The following is a 26,370-nucleotide window of genomic DNA, read 5'->3' as shown; positions in this document are numbered from 1 at the left end:
TCTAAGAGTGTAACTTTCCCGGGTTAACGGGCATTTCTGGTTGATCGTTTTTGTGTCATCCAGATGGCAAGAGCTATATAAATTATACACATCATGCTTGTGACGGTCAGGCAGATTATCATCGAAGGATTTCCCGGTGTGCTGGACAGACCTGGCTCGGGAGTTAATATGCGGCGCAATCCGGTCACCCCATAGGTTAACGGGTTAGCTCGAATGATCCACGAGAGCCATCCCGAATCTCCCGCCGGGAAAAAAGAGCCGGAGAGTAACCACATCGGCATCAGAAAAACTGACATGATCGCATGAAAGCCTTGTGTGGATTCCATGGGCCAGGCAATGACAAAGCCGAGAGCTGTCAGGCTGAAGCCAAGCAGAAACAGAAACAGGATCAGTGGTATGAAAGTGGCTAGCGAAACACCCGTTTGAAAATCAGGGGCGAGCCCTACAATTTTTAATAGAGGCCCGAGCAAAATAAACAGGACAGCTTGTAAAACCGCCAGGATTGTGCCGCCGAGCAGCTTTCCCAGAACAATGGAAGTACGAGGTACAGGAGAGACCAATACTCCTTGCAGGAATCCCTCTTTCCGATCCTCGATGATCGAGATTGTAGAGAAAATGGCAGTGAACATCAAAATCATGACAGTCACACCAGGGAAGAAGTATTCCTGGTAGGTCATGCCTGACGCCGCCCATTCTGGTGGTTTGAATGAACCTCGCAGGCCGGCTCCAAATAGAATCCAGAACAAAATCGGTTGGACTAATGCACCGATCACGCGAGTTCGTTGACGTAGGAATCGAACAACTTCTCGTTGGGCGAGTGTCAGGACTGGTAACAAAAACTGTTTTGCAGGTCCGGCCGCCGATATAGAGGAGGTCTGGTTCATACAGCCTCCTCCGCCTGCCAGAATTGATGTCCGGTCTCGTGGATGAAGACGTCTTCCAGTGTCGGCTTTCCGAGTGATACGGACGTCACGAGTTGCGGGAAGGCATCAATCAGTTCTTTGAGGAATTCGTGTCCTCTTGGGTGTTCTAATCTCAAACTGTGGTTCACGATTTGCGGGACAACACGGAATCTTTCAGTGATTTTTGTTTGCAGTTCTTCGAGATATTCTGAATGGATGGTCAAGCAGTCACCTCCGACTGAGGCACGCAATTCGTCGGGAGTTCCCAATGCGACCAATTCTCCCTGATGCAGGATGCCCAGCCGGTCACATTGTTCTGCTTCTTCCATTAAATGCGTGGTAATGAGTATGGTCACGCCATCCTCTCGCTGTAACTGTTTCAGGTATTTCCAAAGATCGTGCCGCGCACCTGGGTCGAGACCTGTGCTTGGTTCATCGAGTAGTAAGACTTGTGGTGCATGTAATAAGCCTTTGGCGATTTCAACACGTCGTTTCAATCCACCAGATAATGAGTCGGCAAGGTCGTGCTTGCGATCGGTGAGCCCTAAATGTTGAAGTGCATTTTCAATACGCTCGCGCATCAATGCACCGGAAATGCCGTAAAGGTGCGCCTGGTGTTTCAAGTTTTCCTGAACGGTCAATTTGCCATCCAGACTGGGAGATTGAAAAGTCACGCCTATGAGATTCCGGATTCGTTGTGACTCTGTTGCCAGGTCGAGACCTGCGATGTTTGCCGTACCAGATTGAAGCGGCAGTAAGGTGGAGAGCAAGCGAAAGAGCGTTGTCTTACCACCACCGTTTGGCCCCAGCAATCCAAAGATTTCAGAAGGATGCACTTCAAAGCTGAGTTGATTGAGGGCAAGCCGATCACCGTAGCGGTGTGATATTTCAGTAACACCGATACTTGATGCGGATGTTGTTTCCTGAATTAGTGTATTACTCAACATGACTGTTTTCGGCATGATCGGCAGATCCACTTTCCAAAGCGGCCCGCTCTGCCTGTTTGAGATAGTCTACTTGAGGAGATTCATTTGTGTAATAATGAATGCCAATGTCGGGAGTCATTGCAATGGTCAGTCCCATCGCCAATATGATGGTGGGGCTTAGCAGAACATACTTCCATTTTCCTTCAAATTTTAAGTGCATGAAATAAATCATGACAAACAGCGCCTTGGCACAGGCAATTGCCAGGACGATGAGCGTCAGTAAGATTACCCCATTTAAGCCCAGCAGATTTTTTTCCCGCAAATCGATGATATCAAATATGATTGACAGCACTGTGCAAATACAAAGTGCGATAAAGATTGAGGAATATTTGACGTAAGAGTGAGATTGTTGATCGGACATGTTATGAATTGCTCTCAGGCGGTACGCTTGGCTAAATAATATAGATCAAAGGAAACAGGAAGATCCAAACCAGGTCAACAAAATGCCAATACAGGCCAATGTTTTCCACATAGTCACTCCACTTCTCACAGAGACGTTTACCCTGGACCAAAACAATAATAAATAGCAGCATACCGATGACGACATGCAGGGCATGAAAGCCTGTGAGCAGAAAATAAACTGAAGCAAACAGGTTTCCGTAAATAATGGGCTGCAGGTGATGGACTGGTGCGAGGAACGCCCCGTATTGTGGGTCTTTCTTGAGGGTAGCCAGTTCCTCATTCATTTCTGATAATGTGATCGATTCATCGAGTGCTTTTTGATTTAATTCCCGGAACTTGGAATCGAGGGCGAATAAAGCGGTCAGTTCTTTTTTCCGTTTTTCAGAAGTATCAGGTGAATCTAATTCTGTTTGTAGCAGTTGTCGCAATTCCTCAATGGGAGTCTCTAGTTCTTTGGTTTCCGCACCATTCGTTTCGGGCAGAACAGCCGTTTCTTCCGGCTTCGCAGGATCCAATTTTTCAGGGGGTTTTACGTCAGATAAAGCGATTATGCGACCATCAACAACTTGGTTCATTTCTGTCATGGCTTTTGTGATTGCCATGCGCGGTGTTTCGGGAATGTGTCCCGGCAAAATATCATGAGAGAATTTGCCGGAATACTCGTAAGCTTTGATTCCGAGAAACACGCAGGCCAGTAGTAACGTCAGTCCGAGGTAGCGACGTGCTTTGGCGAAGTTTTCCGCTTTCATGCCTTCCAGTGCAAGTACCACAAAATAACTGGATAAAATCAGGACGAATGTATTCAGTCCGCCTGCCCAAACGCGAATATGTGTGACCTCGGCATCGGTGGGCCAACCGGGAGAGCCGGCACGCAGGACGATGTAGGCTCCAATAAAGGCAGAAAAGAACATGATTTCTGTCGCCAGGAACAGCCACATCCCTAACTTGGAGTGTGGTATGGGAAGTCCCATTCGATATTGTGGCGAATGACTATCGTGACTCATTGTACTCTTTCACTTCACATCACAGGCAAACAACGAATCGTTGATTCCTGAATTCGATCTCTTGTTGAATCATCAATTGAATAGTTGCAGGCGATCCCAGGTGAGGGTTAATAACAGTACGGGAAGATAAATTAATGAAAACCAAATTAATTCACGGGCTGTTTTGGGGGTTTCATCGCGTAAAAATCGAATCGAAAACATTAAGTAGCCAATACCGATTATGAAAGCGACCACTGAATAAAAGGTTCCTGCGAGAGAAACAAATTGGGGCAATAAGCTCACTGGAATCAAAAGAATTGCATAAATGACACACATCCAGCCTACAATACCGCGAGCAGGATCTGCCGTTGGTAGCATCTTCAGTCCGGCCTGGTGGTATTGATGTCGGTATAACCAGGCGATGGCCAGAAAGTGAGGAAATTGCCAGAGGAACATGATGGCAAAGATTGTAAAGGATGACGTATTTAAATTTCCTCCCGCGGCCGTCCAGCCCAGGATGGGAGGCATAGCTCCGGGAATTGCACCGATTGTTGTACAAAATGAAGTGTAGCGTTTCAGTGGTGTGTAAACGACAACATATAAAACCAGAGTCAGCATTGATAAAAAGGCGGTCAATAAATTCACCATGATCGCCAGATAGAAGATGCCCGACAGAGCAGCCACGACGCCAAAAATTAAGACTTCCGAAACCGAAATTCGACCGGAAGGCAATGGCCGACTGGCTGTGCGAGACATGAGAGCATCGCTCTTGACTTCAAGCAGTTGGTTCAGAGAGTTACACCCAACGGCAACAAAACCAATTCCTAAGAGGGCATGGATCAGCGGGATCACTGACCAGGAATGTGCGCTGGCCAGCGTGTAGCCTAAAGCAACAGAAATCAAAGCCATCGTCGAAATACGGGGTTTGATTAATTCGAGATAATCGCCGAATCGTGCCAAACTGACCGGTTTGGCAGCAGGTTTTGATTCTTCGACAGCGATATAAGATTGTTGTGTTGTAGACATTTCAAGCGTTACCTTCAGCATTCGGTAAAGTATCAGTCGGTGACAGATTTTGTCCCGCGTCTATGATATTGTTTTTATTCAATTGGTGAAGTCGAAACACCCTGACTGAGTATAAAATAGTCGTCATCAGGAACAGAATTCCGGTAATCAGGTGCGCGGTGCGTGAAAGAGATTGTTCCCATGAACCCGCAGTTGCGACAAATCCTGCTGCTGGAAGACCAAATTTTGTAATCCAGGCAGCGAACCCCAGGAGAATCTGGAAGATGCCAATATGCAGCATGCCCATCGCGGGACGCTTCAGCCATTTAATCCCGGATTTACGTGCGCTGCGAAATTCTATGATCACAAAAATTAACGCCACAAAAGCAAAGCTCATGTGAGGATGTAGTCCGACGTTAAAGTGCCTGAGACAGCCCCCCAGGAAGTATTGGAAGAGGACCACTAAGGGAACGGTAATCGCCAAACGACGTCCATAACCGGGTGTTAATTGGGGGGGATCGTTACTGATTTCGATCCAGCGTTTCCCCGTGACCATCGTTAAAAATGCCATCAGAGTAAACACACAGGCACCAAAGATCCCATGCGCCATAGCTAATGCTTTGCTGTTTTCAGTGACCCGCGTACCTCCCAGAACTCCTTGGATGATGACACATGCCAGGACCAGGAGGCAGGTATTTCGGATCCATTTTTTCTCTTCGACTTTGAAGGCGATGATGACCAGGGCAATTGATAAGAATCCGACGAGCATCCCCAGTAAACGGTGTCCGTGTTCATAAAACTTATCTGAGGCTTCATGCAACCAGGAGTAGGTCAGCATGTTCTCTCCATCAGAAGTCGGCCAATCGGGAAACGCCATGCCGTAGCCTTCTGTGGTAACGTGACCACCAACAATCATCAGGGGCAACGTGGCGATGGTGGTTGCCAATGCGATTTTGAAAAGCCAGGGATGATATTGTTGTTTGTTCATAACGATTGCTCTCATATACCTCAAACAGTTGCTTAGGTTTCGTCTAAAGTATTTGTAGCGACAGCTTCGTTCGCGGGAAGACTTTCTTTTTCTGTTTGCATTAGAAAATCTTTGTTTCCATTCACGACGGCATATTCATTAGGGCCATGGTAGACCATGGGGATAAAATCGAAGTTTCCATGTCCGGGGGGCGAAGGTGTTGTCCACTCCAGAGTGGTGGCGTTCCAAGGGTTCCGTCCCGCTTTGGGGCCGAAAAACATACTGTAGAAGATATTGATGAATAACAGGATTTGTGCGAATCCCATGACGATCGCAGAGATCGTCATGAACTGATTCATTGGCAGCAAATGCTCCAAATATCCATGTAGATAAGGGTCTGCATAACGTCGGGGCATGCCCTGCATTCCCAGAAAGTGCATCGGGAAGAATGTTCCATTGGCACCGATAAAGGTCAGCACAAAGTGCGTTTTGCCCAGCTTTTCATTCATCATGCGACCAAACATTTTTGGAAACCAGAAATGAATCGCAGCAAAAACACCAAATAGAGTCGCACCAAACAATACGTAATGAAAATGGGCGACAATGAAATAAGTATCGTGAAAATAGACGTCGACGGGCACCGCGGCCATGAAAATCCCACTGAGTCCCCCCACGATGAACATCGATAAAAAGGCGATACAGTTCAAAGTAACCGTATTAAATTCTACTTTTCCGCCCCAGATCGTGGCGGTCCAGTTGAACGTTTTCACGGCGGAAGGGAGTGCGATCATCATGGTGGCGACCATGAATGCCATGCCGACAGCGGGATTCATTCCACTTGTATACATGTGGTGGCCCCAGACGATGAATCCCAGACTGGCGATTGCCGACATGGAGATGACCATCGGTTTATAACCAAACAACGGTTTGCGGCACATGCAGCTTAACATGTCAGAGACCATGCCCATCACAGGAAGTAGCATGATATAAACGGCAGGATGGGAATAAAACCAGAATAAGTGTTGCCACAACAGTGCCTGTCCCCCGCCGACTGTGGGAGCAGCGTTATTGATTACGAGGCCTGACGGATAAAAAAAACAGGTTCCCAGTAAACGGTCGGTGACTTGCATGAAACCGCCGGCGGTCAGCACAGGTAGTGCAAATGCCTGCAGGATTGCGGTGATGAACAATCCCCAAATGGTCATGGGGAGGCGAAAGAATGTCATGCCCGGTGCACGCATATTGATGATGGTTGTCATATAATTGATCGAACCCATCATTGATGAGAAGCCAATGAAAGTCACACCCAGGAGCCAGAGAGTTTGAGCGGTTCCAGAACCGGGAGCCGCTTGCGCCAGGTCTGCCAGAATCGGATAGGAAGTCCAGCCTGCAGCAGGGCCGCCAGCGTATGCGAAGCTCATTCCAAAGCAGGCAATAGCGGGCCACATAAACCAGTAGCTCAACATGTTGAGCCTGGGAAATGCCATATCATCTGCACCGATCATTAGTGGAATCAGTAAGTTACCGAATGTTCCTGCCAGAATGGGGATGATGACGAGGAAGATCATCACCGTGGCATGCATTGTGAACAGCATGGTATAGAATTCGGGAGAAATCTGCCCTCCCTCAGCTGCGAATAACCAGGGTCCGACAATGGGCATCGATTCCCATGGGAACGCGAGTTGCCAGCGTACAGCGAGTGCCAAAACACCACCGACAATCATCATCAGTAACGTTGTAAACATAAACTGAATCGCGATGATTTTGTGATCAGTGGAGAAGATGTATTTTGTGATAAAGTTTCCAGGGGCGTGGTGCGCCTGTGGATTCAGAATCGGTTGCAGACCGGTTGGTGAGGGATTCAATGTGGTCATTTCTCTACGGCCTCACTCTCTGTGCCGGTATCCTTGGCGGCGATTTTTCCTAAGCCATCGTAAAACTGTTTTTGAGTCAGGTTTTTCAGATAGGCCTGATATTCGTCTTCCGGTTGCACAATCACATGGGCTTTCATTTTATAGTGACCCCAGCCACAAAGTTCGGCACAGACCAGGTCATAAGTTCCGGGTTTATTTGCTTCAAACCAGACCGGTATCTGTAAGCCAGGGAGGGCATCCTGTTTAATTCTTAAAGCCGGTAGAAAGAATGAATGTTGTACATCGTCGCTACGCAACTGAATCATGACCGGCTTTCCAAACGGGACATGCAGTTCGTTTACAGAATAAAGGTCATCTGGCTGTGGTTTTTGTTGAAGTTTTTTACCAATCGCAGGATAACGAAAACGCCACTCAAACTGGCGGGCCGTGACTTCTGCGAGCGGGTCTTTTACTGCCGCTTCGGGATAGTATTTCTTGATTCTGAAATCTGCCCAGATATTCATCTGGTAGATTGCCAGAAAGAGCAAAATGGCACCAGGGATGATTGACCAGATCAATTCCAGTTTGTGGTTTCCATGGATATTGGTAGCGCGTTCTTCACGATTATTGGCACCTCGCCACAGAGCGTAAACCAGAACAGCCTGTGTGCCGACAAATACGATAGCGGTGACGATCAGTATGATATAAAACAAGTCATCAATGCGAATTCCAAGGTTACTGGCGGCTTGCGCATTATTGTAGGGAAACGACCAGCCTACGAATGGCGCCATCGCGCAGGACACGACTGCTGCTATCGGCCAGAATAGAAAAAATAAACACCACCCTTTACCCACTACAGGTCTCCTGTTTGCTTTTCATGTTGAGGATGAAATTCGTCTTCATTCATTTGATCGTTTTAAAATCAGCGATTCCCATCATAAGGCAAGCTCATGACATAATTAACCATGTCCCATAATTCTTCATCTGTCAGAGAACCGCCGAACGCAGGCATGGGGGTCCCTTTAATTCCAGAGTAGAGACGACGGTATGTATCAATAGGTCTTCGACCACCACGATAAATTCCACGATGTAAATCTCTCGGAGGGAGTAGATTTCCCCAGATATCGTGTAATCCTCGCTCAGAGTATTTTTCATTCGTTGCAGGATTCGTCCAGAAATCCTGAGTCGCTGTTCCATTGCCTCGGGCTTGCGGGCCATGGCAGGAAGCGCATTTGGTTTTTTGGCTCAGATAGAGTTTGCGTCCTCGCTCGCGCGATTCGGGTGTGTCGGCGACGCGAGGTTTTTGGGGAATGACAATCGCGTCTTCCAGATTGGCTTCTTCCCAAGCTTCTGCCACGCTCGATGTGGCAAATTCGAGTGTATCGGGAAAGTCCAACTCCATGTACTCTTTAAGTTCTTCAAGCACTTCTTCACGTGTTTCGCCGCCCTCTTCACTCGTTCTTTCCGCCATCGCGGTTTCGGAATAATCGAGGTAAAGCTCATCGACGAGTTTCTTTTCTGTTTCTCCGCGAATCGAAAGCCAGATCACATAGTTCACGATGGCAGAGACTTCGTCATCTGTCAACAACTTGAAGGACGGCATGTAGGTACCTGCGATACCCTCTTTGACCGTACGTGCGAGGTCAGCCTCTTGTGCTTTACTGGTTGGCTTGGTCGACGTGTATTTATAAATGCCCAGGCGGAAGTCGCGGGGAGGCGGATTCAGATAGCGTGAAGTCGGGCCGGTTCCTTCACCGCTCATGCCGTGGCAGTGCATACAGTGACGGTTGTAAAGATCACGACCAAACTGCAGGCGAACACATTCTATCAGAAATGTATCACCCGACTGAGGATCTATTTCTGGAGATTTTTCAACAGCGATGGTACCTGTCTCAAAATCATATTCTTTGATCCGTGAAATGTGCCCTTGTCCTTTGCCGGACGTCCATTCCAGAGGGAGACCTAATAATTTATCGTAAGCATTTTCGAGCCCTGTTGCCTGAAACCGGATCAAGGGCTGGTCTTTTCCGGAAGACTCGACCGATTTTACCGTTCCCTGGACATCGCCGAAGTCAGTTGGAAGACCCTCAAATTGGGTGAGTTCAAAAGGGTTGCCAAACTGTCTGACCAGTGCCTCTTTGACGGGTTTGGCAGCTTCAGGAATGAGTTCATTGGTCTTTTGGGAGAACACAAACTTGACTTGCGGCTGTTCGCAACCCGTGAAACTGATCAGCGGGATGAGCGACAACAAAATAAGACGACGAAACCCAAATCTCACAGAAGTGAATCCTCAATTTTATGAATATGGTAGATGAACAAATCTGGATGAGATGGAAACGGCTCCATCTGGGTATCCTGGGGCATCACGGGCTCAATTCTAATCCCATCTGTCCACATGCGCTACGGCAACGCCAACAATTTCATTACTAAAAGAAAAATACCGTGGCTGATCTGCTCAAATCCGCAATAGTTTTCTGACAGGTTTGCTTGTGCGGGGCGGGAGGCTCTCCAGCCTAAAATACCCAGGTAATTTTGGCAATGCTCAGGCGTTATGACAACCAGCGTTTCCCTTAAGAGTGCCTTTTCTCACAAGCAGGAAGGTTCAAATGTTGATTGGTCCCAATAGCGGGAATCAAACATAATAATATCGTATTTTCTTTGTCATGCTTTTTCAATCGGCATAGCCTGTTGTTTCGCTCAGAACCTGACTAAACTGATCAAAAATAGAGTTCTTTTTGCATTTTCAGATTCCATTCCTGTTTGGCTTTGACAAATTGGAGGTGCAAGGTTCTCACTATCCTGATAATTCACATGTTCGTCGAAGTGAATGGTCCTGAATGGACAGCACACAAATAGACACAATCCGAGAGTTTGACCGTCTCATTCGCAGAGATCCGGGAAAGCGAGGACTAATTAGCTCGGAATCTGAGTTTGGACCTCTCTGTCGCGACCATTTACTCAATTCTGCGAATCACCTGTTTCAGAACGCTTCACAAGTCGTCATTTCTACAGGTTTTTATGTTCCCTCTGCAGTGATTCCCTCAGCAGAAACTGATGGTCCACCAGGCGCCATTTTGCTGGCTTCGCTGCTGGAAGAATGTGGAATCAATACATCAGTCGTGACTGATGAGTTGTGTGCTCCCGTGGTTGCAGCAACCATGGAGGCTTTTTCGTACCCCGCTTCGAAAATGAACGTTTTGTCAACTGAGAACGAAGAATGGATAGAATCATTTTTCCATCAACAGACTATCAGCCATTTAATCTCCGTCGAGCGTGTGGGGCCCAGCCACACAATAGACTCTTTCACACAACAACCGGGTCAAGCAGAGACCGCATATGCTGATTTTCAAAGCAAGGTGACTCCAGCTCATTTCGATCGCTGTCATAATATGCGGGGCGAAATAATCGATCAGTATACCGCTCCGCTACATCTCTTATTTGAACGACTTTCTGAATTTTTCCCGGAAGCGAAAACGATTGGCGTTGGTGATGGTGGGAATGAAATTGGAATGGGGATCATCCCCTGGGAAGAGTTGGATCGCAGAATCGCTTCAGACAGTTCCGGTTTGATTCCCTGCCGCATTGCCACCGACTGGAATATTGTAGCGGGAACCAGTAATTGGGGAGCCTCTGCTCTGGCTGCTGCGGTGGCATTATTGAAGGGACAATCTGACGCTCTTTTTCAGTGGCAACGAGCCGAACAACAACAGGTTCTGGAATCAATCGTCAATGAGGCAAACGCCGTCGATGGTGTGACAAAACAACGTGAACCAACCGTTGATGGACTTCCATTCTTGACATATATGCAGCCCTGGGAAGGAATCCTGAAATTTCTTGCCCGCTAAAACAGGCCTTTCTACGTAAGACATCAAGGGGGAAGTCTGCCTGTTAATAGAAATCACTTGCAATTTCCTGTGTAAATCTGGTTAGAATGGGCCTTTAGTTCCTTTTTGTTTCTAGAATCATTTTTCAAACTTATACCGCAAACGAGCAAACAGTGACGAACTTCATGAAAACAAAACCTATTCAACGTGATCGATTCTTGTCCATTGCCGCATCTGTTTCTATTGCGTTGTTCTCCTTCACCGGCCCCGTTGTTTTTGGTCAGGTTGTCAATAACAACAAGTTCAAACAGCAGGATAAATTCCGGCAGTTAGAAGAAGTTTTGCCGACTCCCAATGAATACCGAACCGCTTCAGGGGCTCCCGGCAAAGAATACTGGCAGCAGCAAGCCGATTATGAAATCGATGTAGAACTCGATGATGCACTGCAGAAAATTATTGGCTCGGAAAAGATCACGTATACGAATCGCTCTCCTGATTCATTGAGTTATCTCTGGTTACAGCTTGATACCAATATTCTTTCTTCTGATTCAGACGCGCATCGCTCGGGAACAAGTTCTCCCTTGGGAAAAGTCGGCTTTAAATCGATGAAGCAATTACTGGCGAAAGAGACATTCGATGGCAGTATGAAAATTCAAGCGGTTCGCGACGCGAAAGGAGAGCCACTTCCCTACACAGTCATCAAGACGATGTTACGCATTGATTTACCTCAACCGCTAAAAACAGATGAAAGTACACAGTTTTCAGTGGACTGGAGCTATTTGATCAACGATTCCAAAAGCAGGCCTGCGCGAACCGGTTTTGAATATTTCGAAGACGATAAGAATTTTCTCTACGAAATTGCGCACTGGTATCCTCGCATGGTAGCTTACACAGACAATACCGGTTGGCAGCACAAGCAATTTTTAGGACGTGGCGAGTTCACGCTTGAGTTTGGTAATTTTTTAACACGGATTACTGTACCCGATGATCACATCGTTGCGGCTTCGGGACTTTTACAGAACCCTAAAGACGTACTTACAGCCGAGCAGCAGAAACGACTCAAGCAAGCAGAAACGGCGAAAAAGCCGATGTTTGTGGTGACGCCCGAAGAAGCCAAACAGAACGAATCTTCAAAGCCGAAAGGTAAGAAGACCTGGATTTTTAAGGCTGATAACGTTCGTGATTTTGCGTTCGCCAGTTCCCGAAAATTCATTTGGGATGCTCAAGGGCATCAGGTGGAAGGCAAACCGGACCAGCCGGTCATGGCTATGTCCTTTTATCCGAACGAAGGGGAACCATTATGGAGTAAATATTCAACCCACGCCATCATTCATACGCTGAATGTGTTTTCAAAGTATACGTTTCCTTATCCCTATCCCGTTGCAATTTCTGTAAACGGTCCTGTGTATGGTATGGAATATCCTATGATTTGTTTCAATGGACCACGGCCAGAAAAAGATGGGACCTATTCGAAGCGAACCAAATACGGTTTAATTTCCGTGATCATTCACGAAGTGGGGCACAACTATTTTCCCATGATCGTGAATAGTGACGAGCGGCAATGGACCTGGATGGATGAAGGTATTACGACGTTTCTGCAATTTTTGACAGAACAGGAGTGGGAACCCGATTATCCCTCGCGTCGTGGAGAGCCGCGTGCGATTGTGGGCTATATGAAAAGTAATTATCAGGTTCCCATCATGACCAATTCAGAATCGATTTTACAGTTTGGGAATAATGCCTATGGTAAACCTGCAACGGCCCTGAATGTTTTGCGTGAAACCGTATTGGGCAGGGAATTGTTCGATTATGCATTCAAAGAATATTCCCGGCGATGGATGTTCAAGCGACCGACACCAGCAGACTTTTTCCGCACGATGGAAGATGCGTCGGGAGTTGATTTAGACTGGTTCTGGCGGGGTTGGTTTTACACCACCGATCATACTGATATTGCTATTGAAAATGTTAAGCAGTATTCGCTGGAAACAGGCGACCCTTATGTAGACAAAGTCCGACGCAAAAAAGAGAGAGATGCAGAACCCGAATCGCTTTCCAAGATGCGAAACAAAAAACTTCCCAAGCGAACCGATCAATATCCGGAATTGAAGGATTTTTATAACGAGTTTGATGATTTAGATGTGACTGACGCCGATCGGAAAAAGTTTGAAGCTCTTATAAAGCAATTGAATATAGAAGAAAAAAAGCTTTTGGAAACAGAGAAATACTTTTATCTGATCGACCTCAAAAACAACGGTGGTCTTGTGATGCCGGTGATTTTAAAACTGACGTTAGAAGATGATTCGACTCAGATGATCCGGATCCCCGCAGAAATCTGGCGTTTGAACAATGAAAGTGTGTCCAAATTGATTTTGACTGACAAACCTCTGAAAAGTCTGACGTTGGACCCACATCGGGAGACTGCCGATACTCAGCTTTCGAACAACGAATTTCCCAGAACAATTGGAAAATCCTATTTCCAACTACAAAAATCGAAAAAATCAAAAAACGAAATGCAGAAACAAAAGCAGCAGACGAAACAAACCAAGGAAAAACCGACTTCGAAACCGACGAAGAAAAAGTAATCGGTTTGAGTAGGAGAACGTCGTCCCGCCCTATTCCGAAGGAGGGCAGCCGGTCTGAAAGTCGTAAGCTGTTTCGATTTTAGCAATCTCGATAGTATAGTCCTGATACCATTGCTGTTTTCCAAGTTGTTGTGCAGTCAGATGTTCTGGATTTTCTTTCCAGGCACGAATGGCGCTCAAATCTTTCCAGTACGAAATCGTGACGCCCTTTTTATCTAGTGAACGAAAAGACTCTATGCCAAGAAATCCGGATTGATTGCTGGCAAGCTTTTCCATATGGGCAGACATTTCCGCATATCCATCCAAATCATCAGTTTGGGTGGATGTGAATATGACAGCGTAATACGGAGGTTGTCGTTTCGGGGCCATTTGAAAGCTCACTTTTTTAAAACCTGGATTCAGTCTACCAAAATCGGGACATCTGCTGTTTAAGACCCGTTTTTTAGGCTTGCCACAATTTCTGGTTTCATAAATAATTTACCTAAGTCGCTCATCTGATTTTGATTGTATTTTTGATAAGGGAGGAGATTCAAGTGACGGGGTATACGGTCCACACAGGTTCGACCGAAGATTTCTCAAATGGCTGGGACCGAATTTTTAGTGATAAGTCCGTCAATAAAGAGAAAAAAAAGAAGAAATCCAAGAAAAAAACAACCGCAAAAAAAGAATCGAAAAAGAAAAAGAAGTCGTGAGTGTTTTTACTTCTTTTCTGATTAGAGTGAGTTGAAAAATTGATCTGGTAGACGAACTGCGGATATTTAGGATTTGTTGATTCGTCTGGTAATTTTTGCACAGGGCAGTGCTAATGCTTTAAGCTTGGAAAACCGATAATAAAATTCGTGCTTTTCGTGCTTATGGTTATCAAACACAGGACAGGGAGGTAACAATGTCAGAACAAAACGAAGAACAGTTCGAAGAAATCACCAGTGAAGAAGTGGATCGTGTGGTCGCACAACTGGAAAATTTGATTGAGACTACCAATAGTGAAAATATTCGCTCTTACCTCGAAGAAGCGATGAATGAGATTTATTATCTCGTTTATGAAGAAGAGGCTGAAGAAGCGATGGGTGAAGAAGAATGGGATACAGAAATTGAAGCTTGTGCTGAAGATGACGAAGACGTCTCAGAAGCTGCTTAATTTTCCCAGAAAAGTTTGAATGCTTGCTGCGCAAACCAGCAAAAATGTAAGGCCACTTCCCGTGAACTAGGGAAGTGGCCTTTTTTATGTTCGACAGAGAAATCAAATACTATAGCGCTTCCAATGTAACCATAGCGGCTTCAAAGAGTGATGATACGAGGTTCAAACAATCCTTGAGCCGCTATAATAAACTTGGATACGGGCTATTTTGCCAGCTCCACATTAATGGAACGTGTTTTGGGATCCACTTTGGTCGTTTTTCCAAATTTGATTTTCTTGGCAAATTCTTCCACGTTCTTAACTGGTGAAACGCGAATGACAGTCGTTTCTCCTACAACATTCGGTAGGATATTTGCCCCATCAACGACCTTAATTAATTCGTCGATAATAGGATCTTGCTCAGCATTTGATAATTTTTTATCAATGACAATGGTCACAACTGTTTCCGGATCAGCAGCGTTGCTTTCCCCCAGACTCTGAGGTCCTCCCAAGGTCATTGGCCCTCCCTGGGGGGCTCCCATCATAGATTGTCCCATTTGCATCATGAGCATCGGTGCAAACATGGCGACGGGAGCAACAATCGGAGTCAGAGTTTGGTTGAATTCTTCCTCTGTTTTCGCGTTTTCCAATTGAGCTAAAACCTCATTCATTTTTTTGAGTCCAGCCAGTGTTTGTTCCTTCTGAGCGGTCACTTTTTCTGGTGTGAGTTCGGCCAGTTTCTGATGCGCTTCTTCCATTTTGGATTTCCAGTTGTCTGCCAAATTTTTGGGAATCCATTTGCCTTCGACTTTGACCATAGTTTCTTCTTTTGGCTCTTCACCCGGGGCTTCGATTTTAATTGTGGCCGTATCACCCTCCGTGGAGACAACAGTGACTTTAGTCTGCTTCATTTTCTCAGAAAAGCTGGGCTCATTTTCTTTGGTAGGGATTAGATCAGAAATCGAAATGACAGATTTCGCCAATTGGTTGCCGGTTGTGGATAAGAATTTTCCACCGTCAAAGTCTTTCAGTTTATCCAGATTGGAAATGTCACTTTGAACAATGGTATTCAATAAGCTAATTGTTGGATCCCAGAATTGATCGACTTTGTCGGGTGGTACGGGCAGTCCCTTAATGGTCTGATTTTTGAGGATATATGCTTTTTTGTCCTTGAGCAGCTTAGTCAGGCGTTGGGCTGTCTGGAACGTACCATTATACATTTCCGGATCCATCTTGGTGGCAAACTCTTTTACCAGACCATTGATGTCTGTCTGATAACTGGCGGGAAGGAACTCCCAGACGGCTTCCATTTTTTGGTTACTGACACCATCTATCATAACCGTCATCGACTCGGCAGGTCCTAATGGCTTTGCTGACGATTGACCTGGTTGTTCTTTTGATTTTCCACAGCCGGAGAGAAGGGGAAGCGTTCCGACTAAGAAAAGTAGAGTCAAAAAAGTGCTTAATTTCTTCATCAGAGTTCCTTTTCAGATTGAAAGATAAAGTGAAGATGGGCGTATTCTTAAGTGCATTCCCTTACAGCAGGAAATGCTGATCTTATCTTTGATTGGGGGACTTGAGTAGGTTTGCAGACATGATTGTGCTTCAGTAGTCAAAAATTCCAAGCCCAGTAAATCTATTACATTGAGGTTCGCTGAGGTTCGCTTTGCTGGTTGGAGATCGAGCAAAAATCACTCATCGGGAAATCCCATTTTCCATCAATAACATAACACAACCAACGCGAATCACTGGTATCTGGATTAAGAAAAGTGATTATGAGTAACGAAAATCGATGAATTTGAACGAGAAGAGGTGCTTCGTTCGTTATGCAGAAGCAATTTGACAAACGCTTGTATAAATTTGAATACAGGCCGGATTGTATTAATATTCTGTGTACTTCGGCCATAAGGGGAAGAAGTTTAAGACAGATCGATGACTGCTGATCTTTTTAAGTGCTTTCTTCATAAGTGTTTTGAAAGAAAAGTTTTGGGAAAATCACGTTTTTCCTAAGGTTAAGAAGGACTTTCGAAAGGAAATGCGTGCGCTTGACTTCTCGAAGGTTTGAAGCCTACACTGTCTCGTATTCGAAATTGAAATACTTAGGGCCGTCTATTATTAGTATTCCTTATAAATGGGGTTGGTTTTACTTCCATGCACCTGCGTAATGCTGAACTTTTTTGCGACGTTGTGATTCACGGTAGCTTTTCCAAAGCTGCTGAGGTTCGACGTGTGTCTCAGTCAGCCGCCAGTCAGGCAGTACATACATTAGAAAAGCGATTAGGTACTCAGTTGATTGATCGTTCCAAACGGCCTTTTGAGCTCACTCCTGCTGGCGAGATCTATTTTGATGGTTGCCAGCAGTTGTTACAGTCGTTTGAAGATGTCGAAGAGCAAGTTCGAAGTGCCGTGGGCAAAACCAAAAACAGAGTCAGAATTGCCGCCATCTACTCGGTAGGGTTGGCTCAGATGCATGAATACGTGGAACAGTTCCAGGAACTCTATCCAGATGTGTCAGTAAGTCTGGACTATTTACATCCCGACGAAGTTTATCAGAGGATCTGTGAAAATCAGGCAGATTTGGGACTGGTTTCATTTCCGAAGGAAGACAAAGAACTCACAAGTATTTTATGGCAGGAACAGCCTCTTGTACTCGTGGTGCCTCCTGATCATCGTTTGTCTGATCGGGGAAGTTGCTCGGTCAGTGAAATTGAAGACGAACCTTTTGTGGCATTTACCGCTGAATTAGTCGTTCGACAAAAGATTGATCGCTGGTTGAAAAAAGCCGGGGTCCATCCGCAAGTGGTTCACGAATTTGACAACATTGAGAATATCAAACGCGCTGTCGAGGCAGAAGCAGGTATTGCAATTCTGCCTTTACCTACTGTTGATAAGGAAGTTCAGGATCAGTCATTAAATGTAGTGCACCTGGAGCAAATCGAGTGGTTTCGTCCAATTGGAATCATTCAAAGAAAGCAGAAGTCGACACCCGATGCGGTTTCGAAATTTATAGAACTCTTACACGAAGACCCCGCTAATTTCTCTATCGCTCGCAGAGAATCGACCGAGGTATCAGCCTCAAAAAGCGAAAACTCTCCCGATAATGATGCATTTTCGTTCGGTCCTCTGATAGCGCGTGAGTAATCTGGTTGTTTCTTGATAAGTGTTTTTCTGCGTTGGTGGGATCCAGCGATTGAAAGTAGTGGGAGAAATCCCGACCAGGGAGCCATCATTCTGATGGAGGCGAAGTGCCGATCCCGAAAGAGTGCGAAGTTCATTCGCAAAAACCAAAATGCCATTCGGCATTGATTTTGTCAAACATTAGTTTAAATGGTGAAGTAAGATGACAAGTCGAACTGTTCGGCGTGGAACTGATTCCGAAAACAATAATCAAAACTCCATTTTTCAAGTGGGGCGTCTGCCGGAAGCACACGGACTTTATGATCCGGAATTCGAGCACGATAGCTGTGGTGTCGGGTTTGTCGCGCACATCAAAGGCAATCGTTCGCATCAAATTGTGCTCGATGCCGACGAAATGCTGCGTCATATGACACATCGAGGTGCCTGTGGTTGCGAAGAAAACACCGGTGATGGTGCCGGAATTTTAGTTTCGATTCCTCACGATTTTCTGACCAGAGTTGTCAAGCAGGACCTGGATCTAGACTTACCTCAGCAGAACAACTACGGGATGGGAGTGGTATTTTTACCGACCGATGTTGCGCAGCGTGAGCATTGCAAAAAGGTCGTTGAAGAAATCACCCAGGATCAGGGCCTCGTTGTTTTGGGATGGCGTGAACTGCCAGTTAATCCGGATAAAGCCGACATCGGTCCCTCCGCGCGACGAGCTATGCCTCAGATGGAGCAGGTTTTTATCTCGACTCCCAACGGAAAAATTGCAGATCAGAATGATCTGGAACGACAACTCTACATCATATTGAAGTCATCCAGCCGACAGTTACGTGAAGGGAGCCTACCTCAGGGCTTGATGTTCTACTTCTGTTCGCTGTCCAGCAAAGTTGTGGTCTACAAAGGGATGTTGACTCCCGATCAGGTCATGCCGTTCTACCCGGATTTGCAGGCTGAGGATTTTACCAGTCACCTGGCGATGGTCCACTCGCGTTTCTCTACCAACACCTTTCCCAGTTGGGATCGTGCTCAGCCATGTCGATTTATGGCACACAACGGAGAAATCAACACCCTGCGTGGTAATGCAAACTGGATGTATGCCCGACAGGGGATGATGTCCAGCGACCTGTTTGGTGCTGATCTCAAGAAGTTGTTCCCGATCATTGAGCCTCACTGTTCCGATTCTGGTAACTTTGACAATGCACTGGAATTGTTGTTGATGTCCGGTCGTCCGTTACCAGAAGTCATGATGATGATGATTCCGGAAGCCTGGCAGAATCACCATTCTATTTCTGTCGCGAAGCGTGCGTTTTATGAATATCATTCTGCACTTCAGGAGCCATGGGACGGACCTGCTTCGGTTTCCTTTACTGACGGTCAGTGTATTGGGGCCGTATTGGACCGGAATGGTTTACGCCCCAGTCGTTACTATGTTACCCACGATGATCGTGTCATCATGGCCAGTGAAGTCGGTGTACTGGAAGTCGATCCCAAAATCGTCAAAGAAAAGGGGCGTTTGCAGCCAGGAAAAATGTTCCTGGTTGACTTTGAAGAAGGTCGTCTGATTCCTGATGAAGAACTCAAAGAAAAATATGCCACTGAGCGACCTTATCATGAATGGTTACAAAATCAGCGCATTCATTTGCACGATATTCCCCCCGCAGATGAAGTAGAGGATGTTCCTACAACTGAATTGTTGTCGCGAATGCAGGCTTTCGGATTTACATTTGAAACTTTGAAGTTCATGTTGATTCCGCTGATCAAAGCCAAGAAAGATCCCATTGGCTCGATGGGTAATGATGCGGCTCTGGCCTGCCTCAGCGATCAGTCTCGTTTACTGTATGATTACTTCCACCAGCTCTTTGCCCAGGTGACGAACCCGGCCATCGATTCGATTCGTGAAGAAGTGATCATGACACTCGAATGTTATATCGGTCCGGAAGGGAACTTATTAGATTCCACTGAAGAGCAGTGTCATCGTTTATTGATTCCTGAGCCAATCATTACGAATGAAGAGATGGCTGCGATTAAAGTGATGGACTATCGTGGCTGGAAAAATAAAACGATTGATGTCACTTATCCTAAATCAGAAGGCGAAGCGGGATTCCGAGCTGCTTTAGATCGGATTCGAGAAGAAGCGTCTCAGGCGATTGCCGATGGTTTTAGTTTGATTACCTTATCCGACCGTGCTGTGAATGCGGAACGAGTTGGTTTGCCGACGCTCATTTCCTGTGGTGCCATTCATCATCACTTAGTACGAAATGAGCAGCGTACTCAAATCGGGATTGTCCTGGAAACGGGTGAAGCCCGCGAAGTTCATCACCACTGTCTGCTATTTGGTTACGGTGCCGACGCAATCAATCCTTACATGGCGTTTGAATCGTTATGGCATTCTCTCGAAGCTGGCGAACTGGATGCGACAGAATGGACTCGGGATTCCATCGTTGCCGCTTACCGTAAAGGGGTTGGTAAGGGGATGTTAAAAGTGATGGCCAAAATGGGCATCTCGACGCTACAAAGTTACAAAGGCGCACAGATTTTTGAAGCCGTCGGTCTGAATAAGGAAATCATCGATACCTGTTTTGCGGGTACCGCCAGCCGAATTAAGGGAATCGGCTTTGATGTCGTAGCCCAAGAAAGCGAAATGCGACACGACATCGGCTATCCTCACAGGGATCAGGTTCGGGTATCCAGTCTGACCAATCCCGGAGTCTATCATTGGCGTGCGAATGGAGAAAAGCATTCGTGGTCACCAGAAAACATTGCCAACCTGCAGGCTGCAGCGACTTCCGGAGATAAAAATGCCTACAAGCAGTTTGCGAAAGCCGTTAACGAACAGACAACTCGCGAATGTCATTTGCGGGGTCTATTGAAATTCAAAAAACGAGAATCGATTTCGCTGGATGAAGTCGAACCCGTTACGGAAATCGTCAAACGCTTCTGTACCGGTGCGATGAGTTATGGTTCGATTTCTGCTGAATCTCATGAAGCGCTGGCTGTTGCCATGAACCGTTTGGGCGGGAAAAGTAATACGGGAGAAGGGGGAGAAGACTATTCGCGGTTTAAGCCTCTGGAAGGTGGAGATTCCAAGCGATCAGCGATCAAGCAAATTGCCTCAGGTCGGTTTGGTGTGACCAGCTGGTATTTAACCAATGCGGATGAATTACAGATCAAGATTTCTCAAGGTGCGAAACCAGGAGAGGGTGGTGAATTACCCGGTCACAAGGTCAATAAAATCATCGCTTCCGTGCGTCATTCGACTCCCGGTGTTGGATTGATCAGTCCGCCCCCACATCATGACATTTATTCGATTGAAGACTTGTCACAGTTGATCTACGACTTGAAAAATACGAATCCTTCTGCCCGGATCAGCGTCAAGCTGGTTTCTGAAGTCGGTGTGGGAACGATTGCCTCAGGTGTCGCGAAAGGGCATGCGGATAATATTCTGATTTCAGGTGCCTCCGGTGGTACCGGAGCTTCTCCTTTGACCAGCGTGAAGCATGCCGGTCTGCCCTGGGAGTTGGGAATTTCTGAAACCCATCAGACGCTTGTCATGAATGACCTGCGTAGCCGTGTGCGATTACAAACGGATGGCCAATTAAAAACAGGTCGAGATATCGTGGTTGCCAGTTTGTTGGGCGCCGAAGAATTCGGATTCTCAACCGCGCCGCTGATTACCATGGGTTGTATTATGATGCGTAAGTGTCATCTCAATACGTGCCCTGTGGGTATCGCAACACAGAATCCGGAACTGCGTAAAAAATTCGCCGGTCAGCCCGAACACGTGGTGAATTACTTCTTCCTCCTGGCAGAAGAAGCGCGTGAGCTCATGGCTGAACTCGGTTTCCGCACGATGGATGAAATGGTCGGTCGTAGTGATGTTCTGGAATTGGATGAGGGAATTGCTCACTGGAAGGCAAAGCATCTGGATCTGACACCCATTCTGAAGCTTGCTGAGAAGCCACATCCCAACGTGGGGACCTATTGTACTCGAGATCAAGAGCATGGCCTGGAAGTGGTCATCGATAACATTCTCATCGATCAATGTCAGCCCGCAATTCAAAATGGCGAGCCGGTGGTGGTGGATGTGAAAGTCAAAAACACAGATCGTACCTTCGGCACAATGTTGAGTCATGAAGTTTCCAAACATCATGGTGCTGAAGGGCTGCCCGATGAAACGATTCACATCAACAGTAAAGGGTCTGCCGGACAAAGTCTGGGAGCCTGGTTAGCACATGGGATTACAATTGAGCACGAGGGCGATGCAAACGACTATGTTGGTAAAGGTCTGAGTGGTGGAAGAATTGTGATCTATCCGCCGGAGGATTCCACATTTTCTCCCGAGAAAAACATTATCGTTGGTAACGTAAATCTTTACGGAGCCACTGAAGGAGAGGTGTATATTCGTGGTCAGGCTGCCGAACGCTTCTGTGTCAGGAACTCAGGTGCCAGGGCGGTGGTCGAAGGCATTGGCGATCATGGTTGTGAATACATGACCGGCGGTCGTGCTGTGATTCTCGGTGAAACCGGTCGAAATTTTGCAGCCGGCATGTCGGGCGGAGTCGCATATGTTTACGATCCTCATGGTCTGTTGTTGCAAAACTGCAATCTGGAAACGATTGAACTGGAACAGGTAGAAGATGCCGATGATATCGCAGAGTTGAAAACGTTGATTGATAATCATCGGAAATTTACTAGTTCGACCGTTGCCAGATCGATCATCGATAACTGGGATGAGGAACTTGAGCTGTTCAAGAAGGTCATGCCCATCGATTACAAACGAGCTTTGCTGGAGATGGCGGCGGAGGAAGCTGAGGCAGCAGCCAGCGTCTAGCCTGGAACTGATGCTGCTGCCGTATTGAAACACAAACAGTAACGTCTCCAGGAACATTTCCTTCTCTGTAAGAAGAGCGAACACATTTTTAGAGTGAGATAGAATTATGGGTAAGCCAACAGGCTTCATGGAGTTTCAACGAGAACTGGGTGCAGATAGAAAACCTGAATTGCGTATTCTGGACTGGAACGAGTTCCACGAGCATATGACCGAAGAAGAACTCGGAAACCAGGGCGCACGTTGTATGGATTGCGGCATCCCTTTTTGTCATACCGGGAAAACACTGGCAGGGATGGCGTCGGGCTGCCCGATCAATAACTTGATTCCGGAGTGGAACGACCATGTCTATCATGGTCGCTGGCAGGATGCGATTGAGAGTCTACATAAGACGAATAACTTCCCTGAGTTCACCGGTCGCGTTTGCCCGGCTCCCTGTGAGGGCTCGTGTGTGCTGGGAATACACGAACCGGCTGTGACAATTAAGAACATTGAAAACTCGATTATCGATCATGCTTTCGATCAGGGCTGGGTTGTTGCGAATCCTCCCAAAGTGCGTACCGGCAAGAAAGTGGCTGTGATTGGTTCCGGTCCCGCAGGATTGTCGGCGGCCGCTCAACTCAATAGCGCGGGCCACAGCGTCACCGTTTATGAGAGAGCCGATCGCATCGGCGGGCTGCTGATGTATGGTATTCCCAACATGAAGTTGGAAAAGTGGATTGTACAGCGACGCGTTGATTTACTAGCCGACGAAGGAGTCGAGTTTGTCACCAATACTTCAATTGGTGTCGACATTAAGGCCGATCAATTGATGAAGGACTTTGATGCCGTCGTCATTTGCACTGGTGCAACAAAGCCCCGTGATCTGCCCATTCCCGGACGCGATCTCAAAGGGGTCCATTTTGCGATGGAATATCTGACTGCGAATACGCAGAGCCTGCTGGAATCGGGTCTGGAAAATACGCACTATCAGAATTCGCCCGTGGAAAACTTCATCAATGCCGAAGGCAAGAAAGTTGTGGTGATCGGCGGTGGTGATACGGGTACGGATTGTCTGGGAACCGCAATGCGACAGAAATGTGAAAGTCTGATTAACCTGGAAATTGTTCCGCAGCCACCCGCTGAGCGGGCTGCGAATAACCCCTGGCCTCAATGGCCTAAAATTTTCCGTGTGGATTACGGTCACGAAGAGGCGGCCGCCGTCTTCGGTAAAGATCCGCGTCTGTTCCAGATGTCGACGGTCGAGTTTACCGGTGATGAGCAGGGTAATCTAACCGGGCTTACGATCTGCGAAGTCGACTGGTCCAAACCGGTCGAGAACGGTCCTCCGTTCAGTGTTGTGCCTGGTTCGGAAAAAGTCCTGGAATGTGATCTGGTCTTCCTGGCACTGGGCTTTTTAGGCCCTGAGCATCTCATCAGTGAGCAGCTCAATCTGGAAACCGATGCCCGTTCGAACTTCAAAGCCGAGCATGAGCAGTACACGACCAACATTGAAGGTGTGTTCGCTGCCGGCGACTGTCGACGCGGCCAGAGCCTGATTGTCTGGGCCATCAACGAAGGCCGCGGCGCGGCCCGCGAGTGCGATCGCTACTTGATGGGTGCAACTGAGCTGCCGTAGGTGAGTTCAGTTCAATAAAACTTTAATTTGTATCTAAAGGAGGATATTGCGCACCTGATTATCTGCTTCCCATTACATTTTTTTGTTGCATGGTAGGAAGCTGACTTGTCATTATGTATAGGCAGGTGGGTAAAAATGATTTAATTCGCTCGGGTCCTTTTTTTGATTCGGAAATGTGACATGATCATCATGAGGGGAATGATCGCCGGATTGATTGGTGCATTGGTAGGAGGCGTCGTCCCGCTAGTTCTAATAAGTCTCTATACGATAACTTCATGGTACTTTCATAATACCTATGAAATTGATCGTCAAGCAGACATTGCATATTGGCGAAACGAGGTGGTCTACCCAATTCTCGGTGTTGCTATCTACTTTGGACTCGCAGCATGGGCCACATACACACCAAAGGGAAATTACCGATTCACTAAAACTCTGGCGATCCTCTTTTTTCTTTCAATTCCGCTGACTTTATTTATCAGGGTTCTGAGACAGCCTACTCCTCAATATAAAACCATTGAAGTTCCTAATGCGTATTTCTCTGAATTCTTGTTGCTATTTCTTCCGCCGCTCCTGATCACTTGTGTGATGATTGCCTTCAGATCTTCGGTTACACACAATGTTGATACTATCAGCGAATCTGATGGACGTTCAAAGGTAACTTCGTCATAGTTTTTGGAACTGGAGATGGTCGAATGGCTAAGACAAACGTTAAAAAAATGCATTTATGTAAAGTACGCCTGTCGGATTTAAAATATATGTGAGATAAGTAAAATCCATTGTCCTTCATTTTTTTCTTTTCAGTCGTATCAATATAACTGTGAGCAAAGAAAATGAACCAGAGTGCTACCGTTGCCGCTTGTCAGTTGCTTGATGTCCAGGATGATATCGAACAGTCCTTGAACAAGATGATTGAATATGCTGATCGTGCGGCAGAGCAGGGGGCACAGTTAGTCTGCTTTCCGGAGAGTTATCTGCAAGGATATGTAGCTGAAGAACAACAAGCCCAGCAGCGCGCGGTCGATGTGTCTTCCGATTCGTTTGCCGACATTCTCAAAAGGCTTGCAAAGGTTCAACCGATACTCGTCATCGGCATGATCGAGAAAGAGGGAGACAAACTCTATATTTCCGCGATTGTCGTCAAACAGGGCGAGTTACTGGGCTGTTATCGCAAGACAAAGCTGGCACCAGGTGAATCAGTTTTTGAGCCAGGTGAGAAGTTTCCTATCTTTGAAGTCGAAGGGCTGAGGTTTGGAATCAATATCTGTTATGATACTAACTTTTCAGAATGTGCCGCGGCAATCGCGAACCAGAACGCACATTTGATGGTCTGCCCCTGTTATAACATGCTGAGCTATAATAATGCGGAAAAGTGGAGATTCAAACACAATGCAATTCGTGCAGAACGAACGGTCGAAACGGGGCTGTGGTTAATCTCTGCTGACGTTACAGGTGAGAGGGACGGACAGATTTCCTATGGTCCCACCGCTTTGATTGATCCGTATGGTTCAGTCGTAACTCAAGTCCCCTTGCTGGAAGAAGGGATGATCGTGCAGGAGATTACTTTCTGATATTGTAATCTTTAAGGAATATAGAATTAATCGTGGGTATCGCTAGCGGCATCTTCTATCAATGCGCGTATGCGGAAAAACAGCAAATGATGTATCTCAGGCGAATCTGGTGATCTATGAAGCCAAAGTACAGTGAGTTAGAAATAGAACGTCGCTGGTTGGTGGATGAAACACTGTTGCCAGAACTCGACTCACTACCAATGCGGCTCATCACTGATAAGTATCTCGACAACTCACGACTAAGACTGAGAAAAGTAGAATATCGGGGGGAGTTACAGTACAAGCTCTGTAAAAAATACGGAAAGACGAGCGAAATCTCAGAGCCGATTACCAATCTTTACCTCAGCAGAGAAGAATATCATGCCCTTGCTCACATTCCCAGACAGGAGCTTATCAGGGAGCGGTATTCTTATTCCTGTCAGGGAGTCGATTTCAGCATCAATGTTGTTGTTGGGAAAAAGGCACCGGTCATCGTCGAGGCCGAGTTTGAAAGCGAAGCCGATGCTTACGAGTGCGAGCCGCCTCTATTTTGCACTCAGGAAGTCAGTTCCGACAGTAGTTATGAAGCGGTCAGATTTGCTATCTAAAGAACCGAAAACTAATTGAAAT

At 46.6% G+C, this 26,370-nt stretch carries 21 protein-coding genes; 10 read left to right on the top strand and 11 right to left on the bottom strand.

The genetic code is table 11. The annotated features are described in order from the left end of the window. Positions 1 to 23: 23 nt before the first annotated feature. The 9 genes from V144x_RS23800 to V144x_RS23760 all read right to left on the bottom strand — a co-directional run bounded on the left by V144x_RS23800 (position 24) and on the right by V144x_RS23760 (position 9,376). Positions 24 to 884: an ABC transporter permease gene (locus V144x_RS23800; RefSeq protein ID WP_144988902.1), complete on the bottom strand. Its 861-nt coding sequence runs from the start codon at positions 882 to 884 to the stop codon at positions 24 to 26. Then, positions 881 to 1,864, bottom strand: a complete 984-nt coding sequence (locus V144x_RS23795; protein ID WP_232102621.1) for an ABC transporter ATP-binding protein — start codon at positions 1,862 to 1,864, stop codon at positions 881 to 883. The genes V144x_RS23800 and V144x_RS23795 overlap by 4 nt, the downstream gene beginning before the upstream one ends. Continuing rightward, positions 1,839 to 2,249: a cytochrome C oxidase subunit IV family protein gene (locus V144x_RS23790; RefSeq protein WP_144988900.1), complete on the bottom strand. Its 411-nt coding sequence runs from the start codon at positions 2,247 to 2,249 to the stop codon at positions 1,839 to 1,841. Before V144x_RS23790 ends, V144x_RS23795 begins: the two co-directional genes overlap by 26 nt. Before the next feature lie 31 nt (positions 2,250 to 2,280). Further along, a complete protein-coding gene (locus V144x_RS23785; RefSeq protein ID WP_232102620.1) occupies positions 2,281 to 3,294 on the bottom strand; it encodes a cytochrome c oxidase subunit 3 in 1,014 nt (337 codons plus the stop codon). A 72-nt stretch (positions 3,295 to 3,366) separates the two neighbouring features. Then, on the bottom strand, positions 3,367 to 4,299 hold the full coding sequence (gene cyoE, locus V144x_RS23780) for a heme o synthase (protein WP_144988897.1): 933 nt from the start codon (positions 4,297 to 4,299) through the stop codon (positions 3,367 to 3,369). A gap of 1 nt (position 4,300) precedes the next feature. Continuing rightward, on the bottom strand, positions 4,301 to 5,266 hold the full coding sequence (locus V144x_RS23775) for a COX15/CtaA family protein (RefSeq protein WP_197998610.1): 966 nt from the start codon (positions 5,264 to 5,266) through the stop codon (positions 4,301 to 4,303). A 32-nt stretch (positions 5,267 to 5,298) separates the two neighbouring features. After that, positions 5,299 to 7,119 (bottom strand): cytochrome c oxidase subunit I, encoded by a 1,821-nt coding sequence (locus V144x_RS23770; protein WP_144988891.1) that lies wholly within the window; start codon positions 7,117 to 7,119, stop codon positions 5,299 to 5,301. Next, positions 7,116 to 7,952, bottom strand: a complete 837-nt coding sequence (gene coxB / locus V144x_RS23765; RefSeq protein WP_144988888.1) for a cytochrome c oxidase subunit II — start codon at positions 7,950 to 7,952, stop codon at positions 7,116 to 7,118. Before coxB ends, V144x_RS23770 begins: the two co-directional genes overlap by 4 nt. 68 nt (positions 7,953 to 8,020) lie before the next feature. Then, entirely contained in the window at positions 8,021 to 9,376 is a 1,356-nt protein-coding gene (locus tag V144x_RS23760) for a c-type cytochrome (protein WP_144988886.1), read from the bottom strand. Positions 9,377 to 9,935: 559 nt separating this feature from the next. On the opposite strand from V144x_RS23760, the gene V144x_RS23755 reads away from it, so the two are divergent. Together V144x_RS23755 and V144x_RS23750 are read left to right on the top strand one after the other, a co-directional pair. Beyond that, positions 9,936 to 10,943: a glutamate cyclase domain-containing protein gene (locus V144x_RS23755; RefSeq protein WP_144988884.1), complete on the top strand. Its 1,008-nt coding sequence runs from the start codon at positions 9,936 to 9,938 to the stop codon at positions 10,941 to 10,943. A gap of 164 nt (positions 10,944 to 11,107) precedes the next feature. Further along, entirely contained in the window at positions 11,108 to 13,504 is a 2,397-nt protein-coding gene (locus V144x_RS23750) for a M1 family metallopeptidase (protein ID WP_197998609.1), read from the top strand. Positions 13,505 to 13,534: 30 nt separating this feature from the next. Here V144x_RS23750 and V144x_RS23745 read toward each other — a convergent pair whose 3' ends face one another. Beyond that, the gene (locus tag V144x_RS23745; RefSeq protein ID WP_144988881.1) at positions 13,535 to 13,873 is read right to left on the bottom strand and encodes an antibiotic biosynthesis monooxygenase family protein; all 339 of its coding nucleotides are present in this window, start codon (positions 13,871 to 13,873) and stop codon (positions 13,535 to 13,537) included. A 164-nt stretch (positions 13,874 to 14,037) separates the two neighbouring features. Between V144x_RS23745 and V144x_RS28525 the strand changes: the two genes are divergently transcribed. Both V144x_RS28525 and V144x_RS23740 read left to right on the top strand, forming a co-directional pair. Beyond that, positions 14,038 to 14,196: a hypothetical protein gene (locus V144x_RS28525; RefSeq protein ID WP_197998608.1), complete on the top strand. Its 159-nt coding sequence runs from the start codon at positions 14,038 to 14,040 to the stop codon at positions 14,194 to 14,196. Positions 14,197 to 14,390: 194 nt separating this feature from the next. Beyond that, entirely contained in the window at positions 14,391 to 14,642 is a 252-nt protein-coding gene (locus tag V144x_RS23740) for a hypothetical protein (RefSeq protein WP_144988878.1), read from the top strand. A 203-nt stretch (positions 14,643 to 14,845) separates the two neighbouring features. Here the strand turns inward: V144x_RS23740 and V144x_RS23735 are convergent, their stop codons facing one another. Further along, complete coding sequence (locus V144x_RS23735; protein ID WP_144988876.1) at positions 14,846 to 16,096, bottom strand: hypothetical protein; 1,251 nt, start codon at positions 16,094 to 16,096, stop codon at positions 14,846 to 14,848. Positions 16,097 to 16,772: 676 nt separating this feature from the next. Between V144x_RS23735 and V144x_RS23730 the strand changes: the two genes are divergently transcribed. The 6 genes from V144x_RS23730 (at position 16,773) to V144x_RS23705 (ending at position 26,348) form a co-directional block, all read left to right on the top strand. Continuing rightward, a complete protein-coding gene (locus tag V144x_RS23730) occupies positions 16,773 to 17,762 on the top strand; it encodes a LysR family transcriptional regulator (RefSeq protein ID WP_144988873.1) in 990 nt (329 codons plus the stop codon). 199 nt (positions 17,763 to 17,961) lie between these two features. Next, positions 17,962 to 22,578, top strand: coding sequence for a glutamate synthase large subunit (gene gltB, locus V144x_RS23725; protein ID WP_197998607.1), 4,617 nt, complete (start codon positions 17,962 to 17,964; stop codon positions 22,576 to 22,578). A gap of 106 nt (positions 22,579 to 22,684) precedes the next feature. Then, a complete protein-coding gene (locus V144x_RS23720; RefSeq protein ID WP_144988872.1) occupies positions 22,685 to 24,193 on the top strand; it encodes a glutamate synthase subunit beta in 1,509 nt (502 codons plus the stop codon). A gap of 180 nt (positions 24,194 to 24,373) precedes the next feature. After that, positions 24,374 to 24,862, top strand: a complete 489-nt coding sequence (locus V144x_RS23715; protein ID WP_144988869.1) for a hypothetical protein — start codon at positions 24,374 to 24,376, stop codon at positions 24,860 to 24,862. Positions 24,863 to 25,023: 161 nt separating this feature from the next. Next, a complete protein-coding gene (locus V144x_RS23710) occupies positions 25,024 to 25,761 on the top strand; it encodes a carbon-nitrogen hydrolase family protein (protein WP_144988867.1) in 738 nt (245 codons plus the stop codon). 116 nt (positions 25,762 to 25,877) lie between these two features. Then, positions 25,878 to 26,348, top strand: coding sequence for a CYTH domain-containing protein (locus V144x_RS23705; RefSeq protein WP_144988865.1), 471 nt, complete (start codon positions 25,878 to 25,880; stop codon positions 26,346 to 26,348). Positions 26,349 to 26,370 lie beyond the last annotated feature (22 nt).

This window comes from Gimesia aquarii, assembly GCF_007748195.1.
In the GTDB taxonomy this organism is placed as follows: domain Bacteria; phylum Planctomycetota; class Planctomycetia; order Planctomycetales; family Planctomycetaceae; genus Gimesia; species Gimesia aquarii.
This window is presented reverse-complemented; position numbering and strand designations above follow the sequence as displayed.